Genomic DNA, 20,127 nt, shown 5'->3' with positions numbered 1-20,127 from the left:
CAGGTCCCGACGGAAGAGGTCCCGACCGGCAGACCCCGAACTGCCGGTCGGGACCGTCGGGATCCGAACCGACAGGGCCCGAGTGAGAGACCCTAGGACCGGTCGTCCATTCCCGCCAGCACCAGCGGCAGCCGGGGCGTTCCCTCCGCACTCACGCGGACGGGGACGCCCCAGTCCTGTTGGTGGACGTGACAGGCCGGGTACTCGTTGGCCGGGTCGTCGTCGCAGGACGCCGCCATCGCCGACACGTGCAGCACGCCCTCGGTGACGCCCTCGGCGAGGACCAGGTCGCGGAACAGGTCGGTACCGGCCCCCGCGCCCCCGGCCAGCAGCTCGGGCGGGGTCGCCGAGACCAGCAGCCGGGTCGAGGGCCCGTACCGGGTATCCAGCTTCTGCCCGGCGGGGGCCTGGAAGACCACGTCGAGCCGGAGCGTGCCCGGGGCGATCTCGGTGGCCGCGCGCCGGGTGCGGTGCGCCTGCTCGGCGACGCGTACGGCCTCCTCGGGCAGACGCAGCCGGGTCAGCCGGTGCCGGGCGGACTCGACGACGACGAGATCGCCGTCGGCCAGTACGGCGTCGCTGGGTTCGCGCAGATCCGTGGCCAGCGTGGTGACCTCGTCGTTCACGGGGTCGTAGCGCCGCAGCGCGTGGTTGTACGTGTCGCAGACCGCCACGGACCCGTCGGGCAGCGCGGTCACCCCCAACGGGTGCTGGAGCAGGGCCTGTCCGGCGGCGCCGTCGCGGTGCCCGAAGTCGAAGAGCCCGGTGCCGACCGCCGTGCGGACGGCGAAGCCGGTGCCGTCGCGCTCGACGTACCGGAGGGCGGACGTCTCCGAGTCGGCGACCCAGAGCCGCGTCCCGTCGGCGGACACGGCGAGCCCGGACGGCTGGGCGAACCACGCCTCGGCGGCCGGTCCGTCGACCAGCCCCTCGTTGGTCGTACCCGCCTCGGCCCGCACCGTCTCCGTGCCGGGGTCGTACGTCCACAGCTGGTGCACACCCGCCATGGCGATCCACAGCCGGTCCGCGAACCAGGCGACGTCCCAGGGGGAGGAGAGGTCGACCTCCCGGGCCGGGCCGGACGTCGGCGAACCCTGCCACCACTGGCGGCCGGTGCCGGCGAGGGTCGTGGTCGCACCGGTGGCGGGGTCGAGGGCGCGCAGGGCGTGGTTGACCGTGTCGGCGACCGCGATCCGGCCGTCGGGCAGCGCGGCGAGCCCCTGCGGCTCGGAGAACCTGGCCCCGTCGGGCCCGCCGTCGGTGAATCCCCTGTCCCCCGTTCCGATGTGGCGGCGGACGGTTTCGCCGTCCCGTTCGGTCTCGACCAGGCGGTGGCGGGTGGTGTCGGAGACGAGGAAGCCGCCGTCGGGCAGGAGCAACGCCTTGCCGGGGAAGCGCAGATGCGTGGCCACCGGCTCGGGCGCGACGTAGGGGCCGTCGCCGCGGTGCAGCGTGCCCTTCGCCCCGTGCTCGGCCTCCAGCTCCTCGATCAGCTTCTCGATGGCGTGCGCATGGCCCTCGCCCGCGTGCTGGGCGACGACATAGCCCTCGGGGTCGATGACGACGAGCGTCGGCCAGGCCCGTACGGCGTACTGCTTCCAGGTGGCCAGTTCCGGGTCGTCGAGGACCGGGTGGTGCACCCCGTACCGCTCGACGGCGTCCACGACGGCCCGGTGCTCGGCCTCGTGGACGAACTTCGGCGAGTGCACCCCGATGATCACGACGGTGTCGCGGTGCTTCTCCTCCAGCTCGCGCAGCTCGTCGAGAACGTGCAGACAGTTCACGCAGCAGAAGGTCCAGAAATCCAGGATCACAATGCGACCCCGCAGGTCGGCGAGGGTGTACTGCCGGTCGCCTGTATTGAGCCAGCCGCCCTTGCCGATCAGCTCGGGGGCCCTGACGCGCGCACGTGTTGCCATGTGAACAGTCAACATCACCGCGGCCCGCGCACATTCCGGAGGGTCCGGGCGTTCCGGGCACTCCTGGGGGAATCTGTGGCCCATGAGATTCCTGGTACGTGAACGGCTCTTCGCCATCGGTGACGACTACTGGATCGAGGACGCGGACGGCCGCAGGGTCTTCCTCGTCGACGGCAAGGCCATGCGGGTGCGGGACACCTTCGAGCTGAAGGACGCCTCGGGCCGCGTCCTGGTACAGATCCGGCAGAAGCTGCTCAGTCTGCGCGACACGATGATCATCGAGCGCGACGGCGAGCAGCTCGCCGAGGTCAGGCGCAAGCGGCTGTCGCTGCTGCGCAACCACTACCGGGTCACGCTGGTGGACGGCACCGGACTGGACGTCAGTGGCAGAATCCTGGACCGCGAGTTCGCCGTCGAGTACGAGGGGGAGCTGCTGGCCCAGATCTCCCGGCGGTGGCTGACCGTCCGGGACACCTACGGGATCGACGTGGTGCGCGAGGACGCGGACGCGGCGCTCCTCATCGCCGTGGCGGTCTGCGTCATCGTGCTCGCGGACAAGGAACGCGACGGCTGAATCCGGCCGACCTCCCAGGGGCCGGACCATGCCGATCCGCCCCGGCCGGCCGGTTCCGTACGGCGCCCGGTCCGGCCGGTTTCACGTGGAACCACCCGATGCGGGACCGCCCGGCGTGGAACCCCTCGGCGTGGAACCGCCCCGCTACGCGCCGGGGGTGGGTGGGGCCAGTCCCAGGCGGCGGTCCTTGAGTGCCGGGAACTGCTCACGGGTCTCCGCCACCATCGCTGGGTCGAACTCCACGTCGAGCACCTCCTCGTCCGCCCCCGCCTCCGCGAGCACCTCGCCCCACGGGTCGACGACGACGCTGTGCCCGGACTGCTGGATTCCGGCGTGGGTGCCCGCGGTGGCGACGGCCAGGACGTACGACTGGTTCTCGACGGCACGGGCCCTGGCCAGCAGCGACCAGTGGGCGCGGCGGCGCTCGGGCCAGCCCGCCGCGACGACCAGTGTCTGGGCACCCGCGTCCACCAGGCCGCGGAACATCTCGGGGAAGCGCAGGTCGTAACAGGTGGCGAGACCGAGCGTGGTCTGCGGCAGGGCGACCGTGACCAGCTCCTCTCCGGCGCCCATCATGACCGCCTCGCCCTGGTCGAAGCCGAAGCGGTGCACCTTGCGGTACGCGGCTGCCCGTTCTCCTTCGGGGGTGAAGACGAGCGAGGTGTTGTAGAGGGTGCCGTCGGCGGCCCGCTCGACGAAGGAGCCCGCGTGCAGCCAGACCCCGGCGTCGGCCGCGGCCTTCGCCATGATGTCGTGGGTGGGCCCCCGGAGCGGTTCGGCCTCCTTCTCGAACTCGGTGTACGCGAAGGCGCCGACCGGCCAGAGTTCGGGAAGAACCACCAGGTCCGCGCCGCGCCGGGCCGCGACCAGCGAAGCCGCGCGCCGTCTGCGGGAGTCGACGGATTCGTCCGGGTCTACTGCGATCTGGATGAGGGAGGCGCGCACACTACCACCGTCCTGGCGTTCAAGCCGTCAACACGGCCTACGATCGTCACACGAAAGCACTGCCGGGGTGCCTGCTCGCAGCGTAACTTAGCGACCGAGCCTCCCACGCAGTCCGCCGCCGCCCGCGCCCAGCACTCCAGCCCATGCACCGCAGAACCGCACGAGGGGTCCCGTGACCGTCCATCCCAGCCTCCAGACCTACGCCGATGCCTGGACCCACTCCATCGAGTCGATAGCCGAGCTGGTGAAGCCGCTCGCCGAGGGGGAGTGGAACCGCCGTACACCGTGCCCCGCCTGGTCGGTGCGTGATGTCGTCTCGCACATCATCGGCATGGAGTGCGAGCAGCTCGGCGACCCGCGCCCGATCCACTCCCTGCCGCGCGATCTCTACCACGTGCAGAGCGACTTCGCCCGCTACATGGAGATGCAGGTCGATGTCCGGCGTCACCACACCGCACCGGAGATGACCTCCGAGCTGGAGTACACGATCATTCGCCGCGCACGTCAGCTGCGCAACGAGACGCGGGCCCCCGAGACCATGGTCCGGGCGCCGCTGGGGGCCGAGCAGACCCTCGAACTGGCGCTGCGGATGCGGGCCTTCGACGTCTGGGTGCACGAGCAGGACCTGCGGACGACGCTGGGCCGGCCCGGCAATCTGGACTCCCCCGGCGCCACCGTCGTCCGGGACACCCTGCTCGAAGCGCTGCCGAAGGTGGTCGCCAAGGACGCGGGGGCACCTGCCCGTTCGGCGATCGTGCTCGATGTGAACGGGCCGCTGGAGTTCCTGCGCACCGTCAGGGTCGACGCGGAGGGCCGCGGTTCGGTGGACGGTTCGCCCTCGCTCGGCCCCGCGGTGACGCTGGCGATGGACTGGGAGACGTATTTCCGTCTCGCCTGCGGGCGGGTGCGGGCGGGCGCGGTGGCCGACCGGATCAAGGTCGAGGGCGACCAGGACCTGGCGGAGGCGATCCTGCGGAACTTCGCCGTCACACCGTGAGGCACTTCCCGGTGCGGTGAGCAGTGCGGTGAACGGTGACCGGCGGCGCCCGTCGCGCGAGGACGGGCGCCCCGGACCGGGTCCGGCGGCGGACCGGGTCTCCGGTGCGATCCGGGTCCGGGGCGGGGCGTCGCACCGCACCCGGGCGGTCACACCGGTACGTGCACGGCCTCCACGCGGCTGACGACGTGGTGCTCCCGCTCCCGGTGCGTGGCCCTGGAGTACAGCCGCAGGATCTGCGCGACGCCGACCGCCTCCAGCACGAAGACCGAGGAGAACGCGATCCGGTAGTCGCCGCCGGTCGCGTCCAGCAGGACGCCGACGGCGAAGAGCGTGGTCATCGAGGCGATGAAGCCGCCCATGTTGACGATGCCCGAGGCGGTACCCTGCCGCTCCGGAGGGTTGGCGGGCCGTGCGAAGTCGAAGCCGATCATCGAGGCCGGGCCGCACGCGCCGAGCACCACGCACAGGACGACCAGCAGCCACATCGGCGCGTGGTCGGCCGGGAAGAAGACGGCCGAGGCCCAGAGCAGCGCCGTGACCGCGACCGTTCCCAGCGCCAGCGGGGCGCGGGCGGCGTGGTGCCGGGCGACGATCTGCCCGTAGACCAGCCCGAACGCCATGTTGGAGAGCACCACCAGGGTGAGCAGCTCACCGGCGACGGGCCGGCTCAGCCCCTGCGCCTCGACCAGGAACGGCAGCCCCCACAGCAGCAGGAACACCATGGCCGGGAACTGCGTGGTGAAGTGCACCCACATGCCGAGCCGGGTACCGGGCTCCCGCCAGGCGTCCGCGATCTGCCCGCGCACATAGGCGGCGCCCGCCCGCTCGACGGGGGGCGGCTCGTGGCCCTCGGGGTGGTCCTTCAGGAACAGCAGCAGGAGGACGAGCACGACGACGCCGGCCAGCGAACTGCCGACGAAGGTGGTGGTCCAGCCGACCCCGTGCAGGGCGCGCGCGATCAGGAGCGTCGAGACGAGGTTGCCCGCCATCCCGAAGATGGCCGCGACCTGCCCGATCAGCGGGCCGCGCCGGGCCGGGAACCAGCGCGCCCCGAGCCGCAGCACGCTGATGAACGTCATCGCGTCGCCGCAGCCGAGCAGGGCGCGGGACGCCAGCGCCGTGCCGTACGAGGGGGACAGCGCGAAGCCGAGCTGCCCGAGGGTGAACAGCACGGCCCCCAGGGCGAGGACCTTCTTGGTGCCGAGGCGGTCGACCATCAGGCCGACGGGTATCTGCATGCCCGCGTAGACGAGCAGTTGGAGGATGGAGAAGGTGGCGAGCGCGGAGGCGTTGACGTGGAACCGGTCGGCGGCGTCGAGCCCGGCGACGCCCAGGCTGGTGCGGAAGATGATGGCGACGAAATAGACGGCGACGCCGATGCCCCAGACCCACACGGCACGTCGGCCGCCGGGTGGATCGCCGGGCAGGGACAGGGTGGGAGCGGCGGCGGAACTCACCGGTCCTCACCCCTGACCAGCACCTTGACCCGGCCGACGTGGCGGCGCACGACCTGCGCGGCACCCTCCGCGTCACCGGTCCTGATCGCCTCCAGCAGCTCACCGTGCTCGGTGATGTTGGCGGCGATCCGGCCGGGGTGCGCCTCCATCACGGCGACGCCCATCCGCAACTGCCGGTCGCGCAGCTGGTCGTAGAGGCGCGAGAGGATCTCGTTGCCCGCGTTGCGCACGATCTCGGCGTGGAAGCAGCGGTCCTTCACGGCCACCGCGGCCAGGTCCCCGGCCTCGGCCAGCCGACGCTGCTCCTCCAGGAGCTCCTCCAGCCGGGCGATCAGCTGCGCGGAGGCGGGCACGGCCCTGCGGGCCGCGAACTCCTCGACGAGCAGCCGGGTCTCCACCACGTCCGCGATCTCCTGGGCGGAGACGGCGAGCACGAGGGCGCCCTTCTTCGGGTACAGCTTGATCAGCCCCTCGACCTCCAGCCGCAGCAGCGCCTCGCGCACCGGCGTCCGGGAGACCCCGACGGCCTCGGCGAGATCGCCCTCGGTGAGGAGCGTGCCGCCCTCGTAACGGCGGTCCAGGACCGCCTCCTTGATGTGGGCGTAGACACGCTCGGCAGCAGGCGGCTGCTTCACGGCGGACTTCGCGACAGCCTTCACGGCAGTCTTCACAGGGGGCTTCACAGGGGGCTTCACGGTCGAGGAGGCGGCAGGCATGCACACAGCATAGATACAACATGCGTGCATGAGGGAAGCCGCCCAGGATGCGGACGGACCGGGGCGCCGTGCGGAGCATTCCGGCCGCGCCGCCCCGCACGACTCCGCGCGACCCCGACCGGAATCATCCGTAGCCCGAAATTGCCCCAGGAATCAGCACATCCATCCCCCGGTCTCATGAGTCTCACCACCGAGCGGCACCTTCATGTGGCCGCATTCAAGGGGCATTTGGAGCTTTCAGTTGAAAATCGGCATCAAGGGCATAAACCGCATCACCGCCTCCGCCACCGTGGCCCTGACGGCGGGTGCCGTCGTCGCGAGCGGCGTCTTCGCCTCCACGGCACAGGCTGCCACGCCGCCCACCCCGAAGATCACCGCCGCGGGCGGTTACACGATGAACAACGGCACCGCGAAGTCCCTGTTCTCCAAGGCCGCGGACACCCGCCGTTCCACCGGCTCCACCACCAAGATCATGACGGCCAAGGTGGTGCTGTCGCAGAAGAACCTGAACCTGGATTCCAAGGTCACGATCCAGAAGGCGTACAGCGACTACATCGTCTCCAAGGGCGCCTCGTCGGCCCGCCTCATCGTGGGTGACAAGGTCACCGTCCGCCAGCTGTTGTACGGCCTGATGCTGCCGTCCGGCTGCGACGCCGCCTACGCGCTGGCCGACAAGTTCGGCTCCGGCACCACCCGCGCGGCCCGCGTGAAGTCGTTCATCGGCAAGATGAACGCCCAGGCCAAGGACCTCGGCCTGAAGAACACCCACTTCGACTCGTTCGACGGCATAGGGAACGGCTCGAACTACTCGACGCCGCGCGACCTGACGAAGCTCGCCAGCAGCGCGATGAAGAGCTCCACCTTCCGCGCGGTCGTCAAGACCAAGTCGACCAAGCAGAAGGTCACCACGAAGTCCGGCGGCTACCGCTACATGTCGTGGACCAACACCAACACCATGCTCAGCAGCTACAGCGGCGCGATCGGCATCAAGACCGGCTCCGGCCCGACGGCCAAGTACTGCCTGGTCTTCGCCGCCACCCGCGGCAGCAAGACGATCGTCGGCACGGTGCTCGCCTCCACCAGCGCGACCAACCGCACCGCGGACATGAAGAAGATCATGGACTACTCCTTCAAGAAGTAGCCCGGTCCAGTCGTCACGGAAGAGGGGCCCCGCACCACGCGGGGCCCCTCTTCCGTGCCCGGCTGTCCCCGCCCGCGCGGCGTTCGCCCTCGGCCGATCCGGTCGCGCCCGGCGGCGGACCGACGGCACGATGCCCGTATGCGACCGACCTTCGTCCTCGTCCACAGTCCGTCGGTGGGCCCCTCCACCTGGGCCCCGGTGGCCGCACGGCTGACCGCCGCAGGGCACCGGGTGCGGGTGCCGTCCCTGCTGCGCGTGGGAGCCGGCGAGCCGCCGTACTGGCCCCGGGCCGTCGAGGCCGTCCGGGACGGCCTCGACGGCATCCCGGCGGAAGACCCCCTCGTGCTGGTCGCGCACAGCAACGCGGGACTGTTCCTCCCGACCGTCCGCGCGGGGCTCGACCACCCGGTGACCGCCTCGGTCTTCGTCGACGCGGCCCTGCCGGCCCGTACCGGACCGACCCCAGTCGCCCCGCCCGAGCTGCTGGAGTTCCTCCGTCCCCTGGCGGTCGACGGCGTGCTGCCGCGCTGGACCGACTGGTGGGACGAGGCCGACGTCGCGCCGATGTTCTCCGACCCCGAGGTGCGGCAGCGGGTCGTCGCCGAGCAGCCGAGGCTGCCGCTCCCCTACTACGAGCAGCACGTCCCCGTCCCGGCGGGCTGGGACGACCACCCCTGCTCCTACCTGCTGTTCGGGCCGCCGTACGACGAGACGGCCGCCGAGGCGCGCGACCGCGGCTGGCGCGTCGCGCACCTGCCCGGCGAGCACCTGCACCAGCTCGTCGACCCCGCCGGCACGGCCCGGCACATCCTCGAACTCACCGGGGGCGGGGCCTGAACGGCCCGGAGAACGCTCAGTCGAGACAGAACTCGTTGCCCTCGACGTCCTGCATGTTGATGCACGACTCGTTCTCCTCGTCGGCATACAGCACCTTCGTGCACACCGCGCCGAGCGCCACCAGCCGGTCGCGCTCGGCCTCCAGCACGGCCAGCCGCTCCGCACCCACGAGCCCGGTGCCGGCCCGCACGTCGAGGTGGACCCGGTTCTTGGCGACCTTGCCCTCGGGCACCTGCTGGAAGTACATCCGCGGACCTTCCCCCGTGGGGTCGGAGCACACGGCCCACGTGCCCTCCCCCTCGGGAGGCAGCGTCAGGGAGTACCCCAGCACCTCGCACCAGAAGCGGGCGACACGTTCGGTATTCGCGCAGTCGAAGGTGACCTGGAACTTCTTGACCGATGACATCCGGTCACCCTAACAGCGCACCTCAGCGCCCCAATTTCCGGCAGAAGCCGACGAATTGCCCGATGCGCACCCCCTCCCGGGGCGCCCGAGGAATCACCGGCCCTCGTGCCGCCACCAGGTCGGGGCCGGCGGGCCATGGCGCCTCCCACCAGGAGGAACGAGACCGGCGGGGCCAGGACGCGGCCCCGGAACCCCACCGACCGCGCAGTGGTCGCGCCGTCAGCGGGACGGATGCGGGAGCGTCCTTCGTACGGCCCCGATGAGGTTCCGTGCGTCCGCGCCGTACACGGCGGACTTCTTCAGCCGTTGACTACGGGCACGGCACGCCAGGACCCCGACTCCGCTTGAGGTCAAGGAAGTACGCGGCGCCGCCGGTCAGCTCGCCCGCCCCGGGGCGACCGGGCGCAGATACCGCGTCCAGGGCGGCATCCAGCCACCCGTCTCCGCCAGTACCTCCAGGCGGGTGCGGTACGCGCTGGCGTCCGGGCTGATGCTGTCGAACCAGTGGGTCACCGAGCGCCAGGCCGGGTGGGCCGGTTCGCCCTCCGTGACCAGCCACACGGGCGGGTCCGGCATGCCGAGATCGGCCCCGTCGACGACATGGAACGCGTATGCCTGGTGCGCGACCAGCACCAGCAGCCCGGCCGGGTCCCGGAGAACCGCACCGTCCCCGGGCACCAGGGCGGCCTGCGCGTACCGCTTCGCGTCCCCGCCGACCACGTCCGCCCCGAGCGCGCTGCCGACCTGCCACAGCCCGTGGCGCACACCGATCAGACGCAGCACCTCACGGACAGCGGCGGGCACCGCCGTGACGCCCTGCGCGACGGCGTACGCCTCCACCTGCTCGTCCGTGGCGCCCTCCACCGAATCCGGCGCCAACCCCTCGGCCATGCACCGGTCGAAGACCGCCCGAATCGCTGCTCCGGCCTCCTGGCCCCGGCTGTCCACTCAGTCCGACGATCGCCCCAGCCCGGCCCGGAAGGCGTCCCAGGCGGCAGGGCCGAGGACGATGACGGGGCCGGCGGGGTTCTTGGAGTCGCGGACGGCGACAGTACAGGGGACGTTGCGGGCCACTTCGACGCACTCGCCATTGCCACTGCTGTAGCTGGACTTGACGAACTTGAAGTGCGGCACGACTACAACTCCTTGCGGATACGCCCTATCAGAGCGATGGAATCGCGGGGAGCGAGTCCGCTTCTGGCGATTCGACCGAACGTGACGTTGTGACGCGCGGCATCCGACTCGCTCTCAAGCCACAGAGTAGACGACGTGGTGTCCATGTAAACCACGTCCATCGCACCAGGCTCGGCGAACGACACGATGCTGAAAGCGCTGGTCATGCCCGGGTGTGAGCCCGCAAGGAAGGGGACAACCTGCACTGTGACATTTGGCTTGGCAGCAGCCTCCGCCAGATGTGCCAGCTGGGCACGCATCACCTCGCGGCCACCGACCAACTGCCGCAAGGCTCCTTCCGCAACGACCGCCCACAGGGCGAGAGGACTGCCGTCCGTGAGACGTGCCTGGCGTGCGACCTTCGCCTCGACGAAGCGCTCGATCTCGTCGGGGTCGTCCCAGTCCGCGTTGCCGACGGCGAGCGCCCTGGCGTAGTCCGGCGTCTGGAGCAGGCCCGGCACGAACGCCCCTTGCCAGGTTCTGACGCCCTTGGCGATGTCTTCGAGCGCGACGTACTCGACCAGCGAACGCAGCTCCGGGTACTGGTTCCACCAGCCCTTTGCCTTGCGTCGCTCCCGATCCACCCGGGCCACTTCCAGCAGGCGGTCGACGGACTGGGCGTCATCGAGACCGTAGAACTCGCAGAGGGCCCGGATGTCCGGGTCCCTCATCGGGACCCATCCCTGCTCCATCTTCACGATCTTCGAGTTGGTCGCGCAGATGACCTGAGCGGCCTGCTGTTGCGTCTTGCCCGACGCGTCCCGCAGCCGCAACAGCTCGCTTCCGAGCCTGCGTCCCAGGACAGTTGACGACCGATTTCCTTGCCGAGTCGCTCGATTCACCGCTCCAGTGTGACCTTCCGGAGCACAGCCAGTCGACCGCCATCCCGCGTTGGAGACAATTGGCTCCGTTTCACTTGCCTCCAACTGGCCGGAGTCGCTACGTTCGGTTCACGGCCGCTCGCACAGCGGAACCAGTCGGCGGAAGTGCACCGCCCTGCCCCGCGCCCGAAATCGGCGCCCCGCAGGCACGGCATCGCCACCGCCCGCACCCACGGAGGCACGCGCCCATGACCGCAGCCGAACAGAATCCCGCCCCCGAAGCCGCCCCCGAACCCGTCCTCCGCGAGGACCGGCTCGACTTCGCCCCGACCGCCGACCGCGTCTCCTTCTCCCGGCGGCGCACCGCGCGGCTGGTGCGGGAGTGGGGGCATCCGGGGCTGGCCGGGGACGCGGCGTTGCTGGTCAGCGAGTTGGCGACCAACGCGTTACTGCACGGCGTCGTCCGGGGGCGGCTCCTGCGGGTGCGGCTCACGCTGACCGCGGCCACGCTCCGGGTCGCGGTCAGCGATCCGTGGGGCGAACGGCTGCCGGTTCTCCGCGAGGCGACGAGCGAGGAGTGCTACGGCCGGGGGCTCCTGATCGTGGCGTCGATCGCCGACCGGTGGGGCGTCGATCGCCGACCGGTGGGGCGTCGAGTCGCGCACCGTCGGCAAGACCGTGTTCGCCGAACTCGCCCTGCGGCGGGCGCCGGACGCGCCGGTGGGCCCGCGCGAACATCGCGCGGGCCCACCTCATGCACGTGATGCGATAACCCCTACGCCCAGGTGATCAGGCGCTTCGGCTGTTCCAGGATCGCGGCGACGTCGGCCAGCACCTTGGAGCCGAGCTCGCCGTCGACCAGACGGTGGTCGAACGACAGGGCCAGCGTGGTGACCTGACGCGGCTTCACCTTGCCCTTGTGCACCCACGGCTGGAGCTTGATCGCACCGACCGCGAGGATCGCGGACTCGCCCGGGTTCAGGATCGGGGTGCCCGTGTCGACGCCGAAGACGCCGACGTTGGTGATCGTCACCGTGCCGCCCGCCATCGCGGCCGGGGAGGTCTTGCCGTCCCGGGCCGTGGAGACCAGCTCGCCCAGGGCCGCCGCGAGCTGCGGCAGCGTCATGTCGTGCGCGTCCTTGATGTTCGGCACGATCAGACCGCGCGGGGTCGCCGCGGCGATGCCCAGGTTCACGTAGTGCTTCTGGACGATCTCCTGGTTGGCCTCGTCCCAGGCGGCGTTGACGTCCGGGTTCCGCTTGATCGCGACGAGGAGGGCCTTGGCGATGATCAGGAGCGGGTTGACCCGCACCCCCGCCATGTCCTTGTCCTCCTTGAGCTCCGCGACCAGCTTCATCGTGCGCGTCACGTCGACGGTCACGAACTCGGTGACGTGCGGGGCCTTGAAGGCGCTGTCGACCATCGCCTGGGCGATGGCCTTCCGCACGCCCTTGACCGGGATGCGGGTCTCCCGCGCGCCCGCGACGGCCTCGGCGGCCGGGGCCTCGGGGACGGGCACGGGAGCGGACACGGCGGCGGGAGCGGCCGGGGCCTGGGCGGGGACGGAAGGCTGCGCGGGCACGGGCGCCGCCGCGGCGTGCACGTCCTCGCGGGTGATGATCCCGTCCTTGCCGGTCGGGACGACCTGCGCCAGGTCGATGCCCAGGTCCTTGGCCAGCTTGCGCACCGGCGGCTTGGCCAGCGGACGGCTCTTCGGAGCCGCGAGCACGGCGCCGTGGCCGTTCATCTCGCCCTGGATCGCAGCGGCGGCAGCCGGCACGGAGACGGCCGTGCCCTTGCGGGCGCGCCGCTTGGTCGAGCTCTCGGAGACGCCGTAGCCCACCAGGACCGGCTGGCGGCCCTTCGGAGCCTCGGGCTCCGGCTCGGCGGCGGCCGTCGGCGCGGGAGCCGCGGCCTCGGCCGGGGCCGGGGCCGCGTCATCGCTGCCCGGTGCCACGTCCACCGCGATGATCACCTGGCCGACGTCGACCGTCGTGCCCTCCGGGAAGCGCAGTTCGTGCACCACCCCGTCGAACGGGATCGGCAGCTCCACGGCCGCCTTCGCGGTCTCGACCTCGCACACGACCTGACCGTCGGTGACGGTGTCGCCGGGCTGGACGTACCACTTGAGGATCTCCGCCTCGGTGAGTCCCTCGCCCACGTCGGGCATCTTGAACTCACGGAAGCGAGCAGCGTTGGAAGTGTCGGTCATCGTTGTCACGTCCCAGTCCTCAGTACGCCAGCGAGCGGTCGACGGCGTCGAGCACCCGGTCGAGGCCCGGCAGGTACTCGTCCTCCAGCCGCGCTGGCGGGTACGGGGCGTGGTAGCCGCCGACCCTCAGCACCGGTGCCTCCAGGTGGTAGAAGCACCGCTCGGTGATCCGGGCGGCGATCTCCGCGCCGGAGCCGTAGAACACCGGTGCCTCGTGGACCACGACGAGCCGGCCGGTCTTCTCGACCGAGGTCTGGATGGTGTCGAAGTCGATCGGGGACATCGAGCGCAGGTCCAGGACCTCGATCGACTTGCCCTCCTCCTGGGCGGCCTCGGCCGCCGCCAGGCAGACCTTCACCATCGGGCCGTACGCGACGAGCGTGAGGTCGGTGCCGGTGCGGGCCACCGACGCCCTGTGCAGCGGACCGGGGATGCTGTCGGTCTCGACCTCGCCCTTGTCCCAGTAGCGGCGCTTCGGCTCGAAGAAGATGACCGGGTCGTCGCTCTGGACGGCCTGCTGCATCATCCAGTAGGCGTCGCTCGCGTTCGACGGCGAGACCACCTTCAGGCCCGCGACGTGCGCGAACAGCGCCTCGGGCGACTCGCTGTGGTGCTCGACGGCGCCGATGCCGCCGCCGTAGGGGATGCGGACGACGACGGGCAGCTTGACCTTGCCGAGCGCGCGGGCGTGCATCTTCGCGAGCTGGGTGACGATCTGGTCGTACGCGGGGAAGACGAAGCCGTCGAACTGGATCTCGACGACCGGCCGGTAACCGCGCAGGGCCAGGCCGATCGCCGTGCCGACGATGCCGGACTCGGCGAGCGGGGTGTCGATCACCCGGTCCTCGCCGAAGTCCTTCTGGAGCCCGTCGGTGATCCGGAAGACCCCGCCGAGCTTGCCGACGTCCTCGCCCATGACGAGAACCTTGGGGTCGGTGTCGAGAGCCTTGCGCAGCGACTCGTTGAGCGCCTTCGCGATGGACATCTTTTCCATGGCCATGGCTGCTTACTTGCCCTTCTCGGCTGAGTCGGCGAACGATGCCTGGTACGCGGCGAACTGGGCGCGTTCCTCGTCGACGAGCGGGTTGCCGTCGGCGTAGACGTGGTCGAAGACCGCCATCGGGTCCGGGTCGGGCATCGCCCGCACCGCTTCGCGCACCCGCTTGCCGAGGGTCTCGCTCTCCTCGTCCAGCGCGGTGAAGAACGCCTCGTCGGCGGCGCCCTGCTTCTCCAGGTACGCGCGCAGCCGCAGGATCGGGTCCTTCGCCTCCCAGGAGGCCCGCTCCTCGTCCGTCCGGTACTTCGTCGGGTCGTCGGAGGTGGTGTGCGCGCCCATCCGGTAGGTGAACGCCTCGACGAGGGTGGGCCCTTCACCCCTGCGGGCCCGCTCCAGCGCCGACCTGGTGACCGCCAGGCAGGCGAGTACGTCGTTGCCGTCGACCCGGACACCGGGGAAGCCGAAGCCCTGCGCGCGCTGGTAGAGCGGGACGCGGGTCTGCTTCTCGGTCGGCTCGGAGATCGCCCACTGGTTGTTCTGGCAGAAGAAGACGACCGGGGCGTTGTAGACCGCGGAGAAGGTGAACGACTCGGCCACGTCGCCCTGGCTGGAGGCGCCGTCGCCGAAGTACGCGATCACGGCCGAGTCCGCGCCGTCCTTGGCGACGCCCATGGCGTAGCCGGTGGCGTGCAGGGTCTGCGAACCGATGACGATCGTGTACAGGTGGAAGTTGTTGCTGTTCGGGTCCCAGCCGCCGTGGTTCACGCCGCGGAACATTCCGAGCAGGTTGGTCGGGTCGACCCCCCGGCACCAGGCGACGCCGTGCTCCCGGTACGTCGGGAAGACGTAGTCGTCGTCGCGCAGGGCCCGGCCGGAGCCGATCTGGGCGGCCTCCTGGCCGAGCAGCGAGGCCCACAGGCCCAGCTCGCCCTGGCGCTGCAGCGCGGTGGCCTCGGCGTCGAAGCGGCGGGTCAGGACCATGTCCCGGTACAGACCGCGCAGCTCGTCGTCGGTCAGGTCGATCGAGTAGTCCGGGTGCTCGACGCGCTCCCCCTCGGGCGTCAGCAGCTGGACGAGCTCGGGCTCGGAACGCTGCGGCGCCTTCGCGGACGCCCGCGCGGGCGTTTTCGCAGCAGTCTTCTTCGCCGTCGTCTTCGCAGGCGCCTTCGCGGACTTCTTCGCGGGCGTCCGCGCCGTCGTCTTCGCAGGCGTATCGGCGGACGTCTTCGCGGTCGTCTTCACGGCGCTGGTCCTGCTGCTGCGTCGCGGTTTGCGCGCGGCAGTGCTCTCCACGGTCACGTGCGTGCTCCTCCGTCGGTCCGGCCCCCGGGGTCTGCCGGGAAGCCAGTGCGGCTCGCCTGCGTCCGTACCCGTGCACGGGGTGGGTGCCGCTCGGTTCGGGAACAGGCGTGACAGGTGCCCCGGCGAGCGCCCTGTCAAAAGCACGTTACCCAGTACGCCGCATAACTGCGAAACCCTCTCTGACCTGCGATTTTGCTTGGATTTCCAAGTAAATCGAAAAAGTCGGGAACTCTCGCTGGTCACAGCACTGTTAACGGCCCCGCAGGTCACCGGAACAACCGCACGTTATCCCGCCGTTCGGCGGCAGGGAAGAGGTGAGTGTGTGAGACTGCATTTTGTGCGCGAACAAGGAAAAATCACCGTTTTCCTGCTGGACGACCACGAAGTCGTCCGGCGCGGAGTCCATGAATTGCTCTCGGTCGAGGACGACATCGAGGTGGTCGGCGAGGCCGGCACGGCGGCGGACGCGCTGGTGCGCATCCCGGCGACCCGGCCGGACGTGGCGGTGCTCGACGTCCGGCTGCCGGACGGGAGCGGGGTGGAGGTGTGCCGGGAGATCCGGTCCCAGGACGAGAACATCAAGTGCCTGATGCTCACCTCGTACGCCGACGACGAGGCCCTGTTCGACGCGATCATGGCGGGCGCCTCGGGGTACGTGCTGAAGGCGATCCGGGGCAACGAGCTGCTGAACGCGGTACGGGACGTGGCGGCCGGGAAGTCGCTGCTGGACCCGGTGGCGACCGCCCGGGTCCTGGAGCGGCTGCGCAACGGGAAGAAGGGCCGGGACGACGACAAGCTCGCCTCCCTGACCGACCAGGAGCGCAAGATCCTCGACCTGATCGGCGAGGGGCTGACGAACCGGGTGATCGGCGAACGGCTGCACCTCGCCGAGAAGACGATCAAGAACTATGTCTCCAGCCTGCTCTCCAAGCTCGGCATGGAGCGGCGCTCGCAGGCCGCAGCGTACGTGGCCAGGCTGCAGGCGCAGAAGCGCTGAGCGGGGCAGGGGACGAGCGGGCGCGGGGCGGGACTTTGGTCCCGGTTCAACCGGGGCCGCAGCCTCTTCTCGGGGTCCCGTCCGGTGACGGAGAGTGGGGGCCATGTCCTCCGAGGAACTCCAGGCGATCGAACTGCTCGGTCGCGTCCCGTACGGCCGACTGGCCACGAGCATGCGGGCCCTTCCGTTTCTGGCGGTGGCCCGCCACGTCGTGATCGACGGCCGGGTGCTCCTGCGGCTGCACAGCGGCTTCCGCTACCACGCCTCCTGCGACGGGACGGTCGTGGCGTACGGCGCGGACAACTTCAACGCGGTGGCCCCGGGAGCGGAAGCCGTCCTCCCGGAGGCGGGGACCGCCCTCCCGGAGACGGGCAGCGCTCTTCCGAGTGCGGGCGGCGAAGGGGCGGCGGGCGGCAAAGGAATGGTGGGCGACGGCGGCCTGTGGGCCGTGCAGTTCACCGGCCCCGCCCAGGTCGTGCACCCGACGTCCGAGGAACGGGAACTCTTCGGCAGGGCCCCGGCCCGGGTGAACGGGGAGCCCTTCACCCCGGCGTACCTCAGGATCGCCCCGCACTTCGTCTCGGTGCACACTCTGGACTTTCACGCAAGTGAACCAAAGGAACACGTAGCGTGATCTAACATTTGGTAAGTGCCTCGCTCATCTGTAACCCTTTCCTCCGCTCCACCGGTCGGCGAGCTGCCGTGCCCGTCCACGTCCCACCGACCGGGGCGCCCGGTCCCCCCGGTGGACGAGGTACTGCGCCGATACCCGGACGCGGGCGAGGCTCTGACCTGCAAACCTGTCACCCAGGGCCTGCTCAACCACGGCTACCGCGTCTCCACCACCCGCGGCTCCTTCTTCCTCAAGCACCACCTCGACGACTCCACCGGCGACCGCGCCACGATCGTCCGCCAGCACCGCGCCACCCAGCGCCTGCAGTCGCTCGGCGTGCCCGTGGCCCCGCCCGTGGCGGACACCGAGGGCGAAACGGTCACGGAGATCGGCGGCCGGTGCTACGCCCTGCACCCCTGGGTGGACGGCCTGCACCGGGCGGGCGACCAGCTCACCACCGCCCAGTCGAAGCGGCTCGGTTCCCTGCTCGGAACCGTGCACACCGGGCTCGAACAGGTCATGGCGGAGGGCGTCGGCCCCGTGCCCCGGACCGGCGGCCACCACAGCCCCGACCCCGTCGACACGTTCGCGCTGATCGACGAGTTGCTGGCCGCCGCGCGCCGGCGCCGCCCCCGGGACGCCTTCGACGAACTGGCCGAACACCGCCTCCTGGAGCGGCGCGTCCTGCTGGAGCAGCACGCCGACCGCAGACCACCCACGCCCGACGTCCCGGCGACGGGCTGGGTGCACGGCGACTTCCACCCGTTGAACGTCCTGTACCGGGACGCCGACCCGGTCGCGATCCTCGACTGGGACCGGCTGGGCATCCAGCCGCGCGCGGAGGAGGCGGTGCGGGCGGCGGCGATCTTCTTCGTGCTCCCGGCCGGACGGCTGGAGCTGGAGAAGGTGCGGGCGTACGCGCGGGCCTACCGGCGGGCGGCCGGGGCCGGGGCGGCGGAACTGGCCGCCGCGGTGCACCGGGTGTGGTGGGAGCGGCTCAACGACTTCTGGATACTGCGATGGCGGTACTGCCTGCACGACCGGAGGGCCGACCCGCAGTTCCCCGCGGTGTCGGCCCTGGCGGTCTGGTGGACGCGCGAGTACGAAGCGGTGCGCGAGGCGTTCACGGCGTGAGCCCGGGGCCGTCGGGCCACGGGCCCTGGCACGAATTCGGATTCGGGCGCGGGTTCGGATTCGGGTGCGGGCCGGAACCGGAGCAACCGGCCGACACGGGACCCGGGCCGGACCGGGCCGGCACCGGAGAACGGCCCCGGCCCCGTCACGGGGTGGCGCCCGCAGCGGCCCCTGCCGCCGCCGACGAACCGGCGGTGGCGCCCGTGGTCGTCCCGGTGGAATCGCCGGTGCCGCCGTTGTCGGTCCCCGTGCCGCCGTTGTCCGTGCCCGTGCCGCCGTTGTCCGTGCCGGTACCGCCGTTGTCGGTCCCCGTGCCGCCGTTGTCCGTGCCGGTGCCGCCGTTGTCGGTCCCCGTGCCGCCGTTGTCCGTGCCCGTGCCCGGCGTGGTCGGTCCCGTGCTCGGCGGCTGGTACGTCTGGCTCGGGGTGGTGGACGGGGAGTAGGGCCGCGACGGGGGCTGCTCCTGCTGGTTGCCGGTGGAGTTCTCCGGCAGCTGGTTCTGCTCGCTCTGCCCGTCGCTCGGCTCGGTGGAGTTGTCCGACGGGGACGGCGAATCGGAGGTCGTCACCGGGGGCTTCTTCTGCTTCGTGCTGCCGTCGTCCGCCGCATTGACCGCGATGGCGACGCCCGCGCTGATCGCGATCAGCGCGAGCACGACGAAGAGCCACAGCTTGCCGCGCCCGCCACCGGCACTGCGCTGACCGCCCTCGTAACCGCCGTCGTCGGGGTTCATCGGAGGCAGGATCGGGCTCTGCGAGGTGTCCCCGTGCGGCGGGTGGCCCATCGCCATCGTGCCCCCGGTGAGGCCCGCGGGCGGGGTGTGGGCGCCCTCGTGCATCACGACCGGGCCGGTGTTCCAGGTGTGCGTGTGGCCGCCCTGCACCTGGAGCATCTGCAGGCCGTACTGGACGAGGCCGCGCATCTCCTCGGCGCTCTGGAACCGGTCGTCCGGGTCCTTCGCGAGCGAGCGCATGACCAGCCCGTCCAGCTCCGGCGGCACCGCGGACAGCACCTCGGACGGCGGCACCGGGATGTCCTGGACGTGCTGGTACACGACGGAGAGCGGCGTCTCGCCCGTGAAGGGGGGCCGCAGGGCCAGGAGCTCGTACAGCAGACAGCCGGTGGCGTAGAGGTCGGAACGGTGGTCGACGGCCTTGCCGAGGGCCTGCTCGGGCGAGAGGTACTGCGGCGTGCCCATGACCATGCCGGTCTGGGTCATCGTCGACTGCGCGCCGTGCAGGGCCCGCGCGATGCCGAAGTCCATCACCTTGACCGCGCCCGAGTTGGTGATGATCACGTTGGCGGGCTTGATGTCACGGTGGACGATGCCGTGCTGGTGCGAGTACGCGAGCGCCTCCAGCACCCCCGAGACGATGATCAGCGCCTGCTCGGGCGGCGGCGCCTCGGCGCTGATCAGCAGATCGCGGATGGTGCGGCCCTCGACGAGCTCCATCACGATGTAGGGGACGGTCTGCCCGCCCACCACGTCCTCGCCGGAGTCGTACACGGCGACGATCGCATGGTGGTTCAGGCCCGCCACGGACTGCGCCTCGCGCGTGAACCGGGCCTTGGAGACCGGGTCCTCCGCGAGGTCGGAGCGCAGAAGCTTGACCGCGACCGTGCGTCCGAGCCTGACGTCCTCGGCCGCGAAGACCTCCGCCATGCCGCCCCGGCCGAGGCGATGTGTCATCCGGTAACGGCCGTCACCGACGACACCGCCGATGCCCCAGGAGTCGGTGCCATCCGAAACTCCGCCGCCGTTTGCTTCGGAATCGGGTGCCATCAGTCCTCGCCGTCGTATCTGTCCGCGCGTCCGCGGGTGCTCACGGTGCCTAGCTGCATTGCCACGCCACGCTACAGCCTCCACCGGACACCTCGTGGCC

Annotated in this window: 20 protein-coding genes; 8 read left to right on the top strand and 12 right to left on the bottom strand. The window is 71.0% G+C overall.

What is annotated here, in order from left to right; genetic code table 11:
* Positions 1 to 92: 92 nt before the first annotated feature.
* On the bottom strand, positions 93 to 1,919 hold the full coding sequence (locus ACWCXX_RS23515; protein ID WP_451130249.1) for an NHL domain-containing thioredoxin family protein: 1,827 nt from the start codon (positions 1,917 to 1,919) through the stop codon (positions 93 to 95).
* Positions 1,920 to 2,001: 82 nt separating this feature from the next.
* Between ACWCXX_RS23515 and ACWCXX_RS23510 the strand changes: the two genes are divergently transcribed.
* Positions 2,002 to 2,493, top strand: a complete 492-nt coding sequence (locus tag ACWCXX_RS23510) for an LURP-one-related/scramblase family protein (RefSeq protein WP_451130247.1) — start codon at positions 2,002 to 2,004, stop codon at positions 2,491 to 2,493.
* Positions 2,494 to 2,637: 144 nt separating this feature from the next.
* On the opposite strand, the gene ACWCXX_RS23505 is transcribed toward ACWCXX_RS23510, so the two are convergent.
* The gene (locus tag ACWCXX_RS23505; RefSeq protein WP_451130245.1) at positions 2,638 to 3,438 is read right to left on the bottom strand and encodes a carbon-nitrogen family hydrolase; all 801 of its coding nucleotides are present in this window, start codon (positions 3,436 to 3,438) and stop codon (positions 2,638 to 2,640) included.
* A 172-nt stretch (positions 3,439 to 3,610) separates the two neighbouring features.
* Here ACWCXX_RS23505 and ACWCXX_RS23500 point away from each other — a divergent pair, with 172 nt between their 5' ends.
* A complete protein-coding gene (locus tag ACWCXX_RS23500; protein ID WP_451130243.1) occupies positions 3,611 to 4,435 on the top strand; it encodes a maleylpyruvate isomerase family mycothiol-dependent enzyme in 825 nt (274 codons plus the stop codon).
* 149 nt (positions 4,436 to 4,584) lie between these two features.
* On the opposite strand, the gene ACWCXX_RS23495 is transcribed toward ACWCXX_RS23500, so the two are convergent.
* Together ACWCXX_RS23495 and ACWCXX_RS23490 are read right to left on the bottom strand one after the other, a co-directional pair.
* Complete coding sequence (locus ACWCXX_RS23495) at positions 4,585 to 5,895, bottom strand: MFS transporter (RefSeq protein WP_451130241.1); 1,311 nt, start codon at positions 5,893 to 5,895, stop codon at positions 4,585 to 4,587.
* Positions 5,892 to 6,611, bottom strand: a complete 720-nt coding sequence (locus ACWCXX_RS23490; RefSeq protein ID WP_451130239.1) for a GntR family transcriptional regulator — start codon at positions 6,609 to 6,611, stop codon at positions 5,892 to 5,894. The genes ACWCXX_RS23495 and ACWCXX_RS23490 overlap by 4 nt, the downstream gene beginning before the upstream one ends.
* A 241-nt stretch (positions 6,612 to 6,852) precedes the next feature.
* Between ACWCXX_RS23490 and ACWCXX_RS23485 the strand changes: the two genes are divergently transcribed.
* Together ACWCXX_RS23485 and ACWCXX_RS23480 are read left to right on the top strand one after the other, a co-directional pair.
* The gene (locus ACWCXX_RS23485) at positions 6,853 to 7,752 is read left to right on the top strand and encodes a D-alanyl-D-alanine carboxypeptidase family protein (RefSeq protein ID WP_451130237.1); all 900 of its coding nucleotides are present in this window, start codon (positions 6,853 to 6,855) and stop codon (positions 7,750 to 7,752) included.
* A 138-nt stretch (positions 7,753 to 7,890) separates the two neighbouring features.
* Entirely contained in the window at positions 7,891 to 8,589 is a 699-nt protein-coding gene (locus ACWCXX_RS23480) for an alpha/beta hydrolase (RefSeq protein ID WP_451130235.1), read from the top strand.
* Between the two features lie 16 nt (positions 8,590 to 8,605).
* Here the strand turns inward: ACWCXX_RS23480 and ACWCXX_RS23475 are convergent, their stop codons facing one another.
* The 4 genes from ACWCXX_RS23475 to ACWCXX_RS23460 form a co-directional block, all read right to left on the bottom strand.
* Positions 8,606 to 8,995 (bottom strand): VOC family protein, encoded by a 390-nt coding sequence (locus ACWCXX_RS23475; protein ID WP_385606676.1) that lies wholly within the window; start codon positions 8,993 to 8,995, stop codon positions 8,606 to 8,608.
* A gap of 375 nt (positions 8,996 to 9,370) precedes the next feature.
* A complete protein-coding gene (locus tag ACWCXX_RS23470) occupies positions 9,371 to 9,886 on the bottom strand; it encodes a hypothetical protein (RefSeq protein WP_451130232.1) in 516 nt (171 codons plus the stop codon).
* 57 nt (positions 9,887 to 9,943) lie between these two features.
* Complete coding sequence (locus ACWCXX_RS23465) at positions 9,944 to 10,129, bottom strand: DUF397 domain-containing protein (RefSeq protein WP_451130230.1); 186 nt, start codon at positions 10,127 to 10,129, stop codon at positions 9,944 to 9,946.
* Between the two features lie 2 nt (positions 10,130 to 10,131).
* Positions 10,132 to 11,010, bottom strand: coding sequence for a helix-turn-helix domain-containing protein (locus tag ACWCXX_RS23460; protein ID WP_451130228.1), 879 nt, complete (start codon positions 11,008 to 11,010; stop codon positions 10,132 to 10,134).
* A gap of 227 nt (positions 11,011 to 11,237) precedes the next feature.
* Between ACWCXX_RS23460 and ACWCXX_RS23455 the strand changes: the two genes are divergently transcribed.
* Positions 11,238 to 11,753 carry an ATP-binding protein gene (locus ACWCXX_RS23455; RefSeq protein ID WP_451130226.1) on the top strand — a complete coding sequence of 172 codons (516 nt, stop codon included), beginning with the start codon at positions 11,238 to 11,240 and terminating at the stop codon, positions 11,751 to 11,753.
* Between the two features lie 11 nt (positions 11,754 to 11,764).
* Here ACWCXX_RS23455 and ACWCXX_RS23450 read toward each other — a convergent pair whose 3' ends face one another.
* From ACWCXX_RS23450 to pdhA, 3 genes are read right to left on the bottom strand one after another with little or no spacing between them, the layout of a single operon-like run.
* Positions 11,765 to 13,210: a dihydrolipoamide acetyltransferase family protein gene (locus ACWCXX_RS23450; protein WP_451130224.1), complete on the bottom strand. Its 1,446-nt coding sequence runs from the start codon at positions 13,208 to 13,210 to the stop codon at positions 11,765 to 11,767.
* 10 nt (positions 13,211 to 13,220) lie between these two features.
* Positions 13,221 to 14,201, bottom strand: a complete 981-nt coding sequence (locus ACWCXX_RS23445; RefSeq protein WP_451130222.1) for an alpha-ketoacid dehydrogenase subunit beta — start codon at positions 14,199 to 14,201, stop codon at positions 13,221 to 13,223.
* A 6-nt stretch (positions 14,202 to 14,207) separates the two neighbouring features.
* The gene (pdhA, locus tag ACWCXX_RS23440; protein ID WP_451130220.1) at positions 14,208 to 15,497 is read right to left on the bottom strand and encodes a pyruvate dehydrogenase (acetyl-transferring) E1 component subunit alpha; all 1,290 of its coding nucleotides are present in this window, start codon (positions 15,495 to 15,497) and stop codon (positions 14,208 to 14,210) included.
* A gap of 340 nt (positions 15,498 to 15,837) precedes the next feature.
* On the opposite strand from pdhA, the gene ACWCXX_RS23435 reads away from it, so the two are divergent.
* The 3 genes from ACWCXX_RS23435 (at position 15,838) to ACWCXX_RS23425 (ending at position 18,244) form a co-directional block, all read left to right on the top strand.
* Positions 15,838 to 16,497 carry a response regulator gene (locus ACWCXX_RS23435; protein ID WP_451130354.1) on the top strand — a complete coding sequence of 220 codons (660 nt, stop codon included), beginning with the start codon at positions 15,838 to 15,840 and terminating at the stop codon, positions 16,495 to 16,497.
* Between the two features lie 103 nt (positions 16,498 to 16,600).
* Entirely contained in the window at positions 16,601 to 17,131 is a 531-nt protein-coding gene (locus tag ACWCXX_RS23430; RefSeq protein WP_451130218.1) for a pyridoxamine 5'-phosphate oxidase family protein, read from the top strand.
* A 63-nt stretch (positions 17,132 to 17,194) separates the two neighbouring features.
* Entirely contained in the window at positions 17,195 to 18,244 is a 1,050-nt protein-coding gene (locus ACWCXX_RS23425) for a phosphotransferase (protein ID WP_451130352.1), read from the top strand.
* Positions 18,245 to 18,389: 145 nt separating this feature from the next.
* On the opposite strand, the gene ACWCXX_RS23420 is transcribed toward ACWCXX_RS23425, so the two are convergent.
* Positions 18,390 to 20,027 carry a protein kinase domain-containing protein gene (locus tag ACWCXX_RS23420; protein ID WP_451130216.1) on the bottom strand — a complete coding sequence of 546 codons (1,638 nt, stop codon included), beginning with the start codon at positions 20,025 to 20,027 and terminating at the stop codon, positions 18,390 to 18,392.
* Positions 20,028 to 20,127 lie beyond the last annotated feature (100 nt).

The sequence above is a fragment of the Streptomyces sp. NPDC001732 genome, assembly GCF_053596315.1.
The sequence above is the reverse complement of the archived record's forward strand: the minus strand, read 5'-3'. Positions and strand labels throughout refer to the sequence as shown.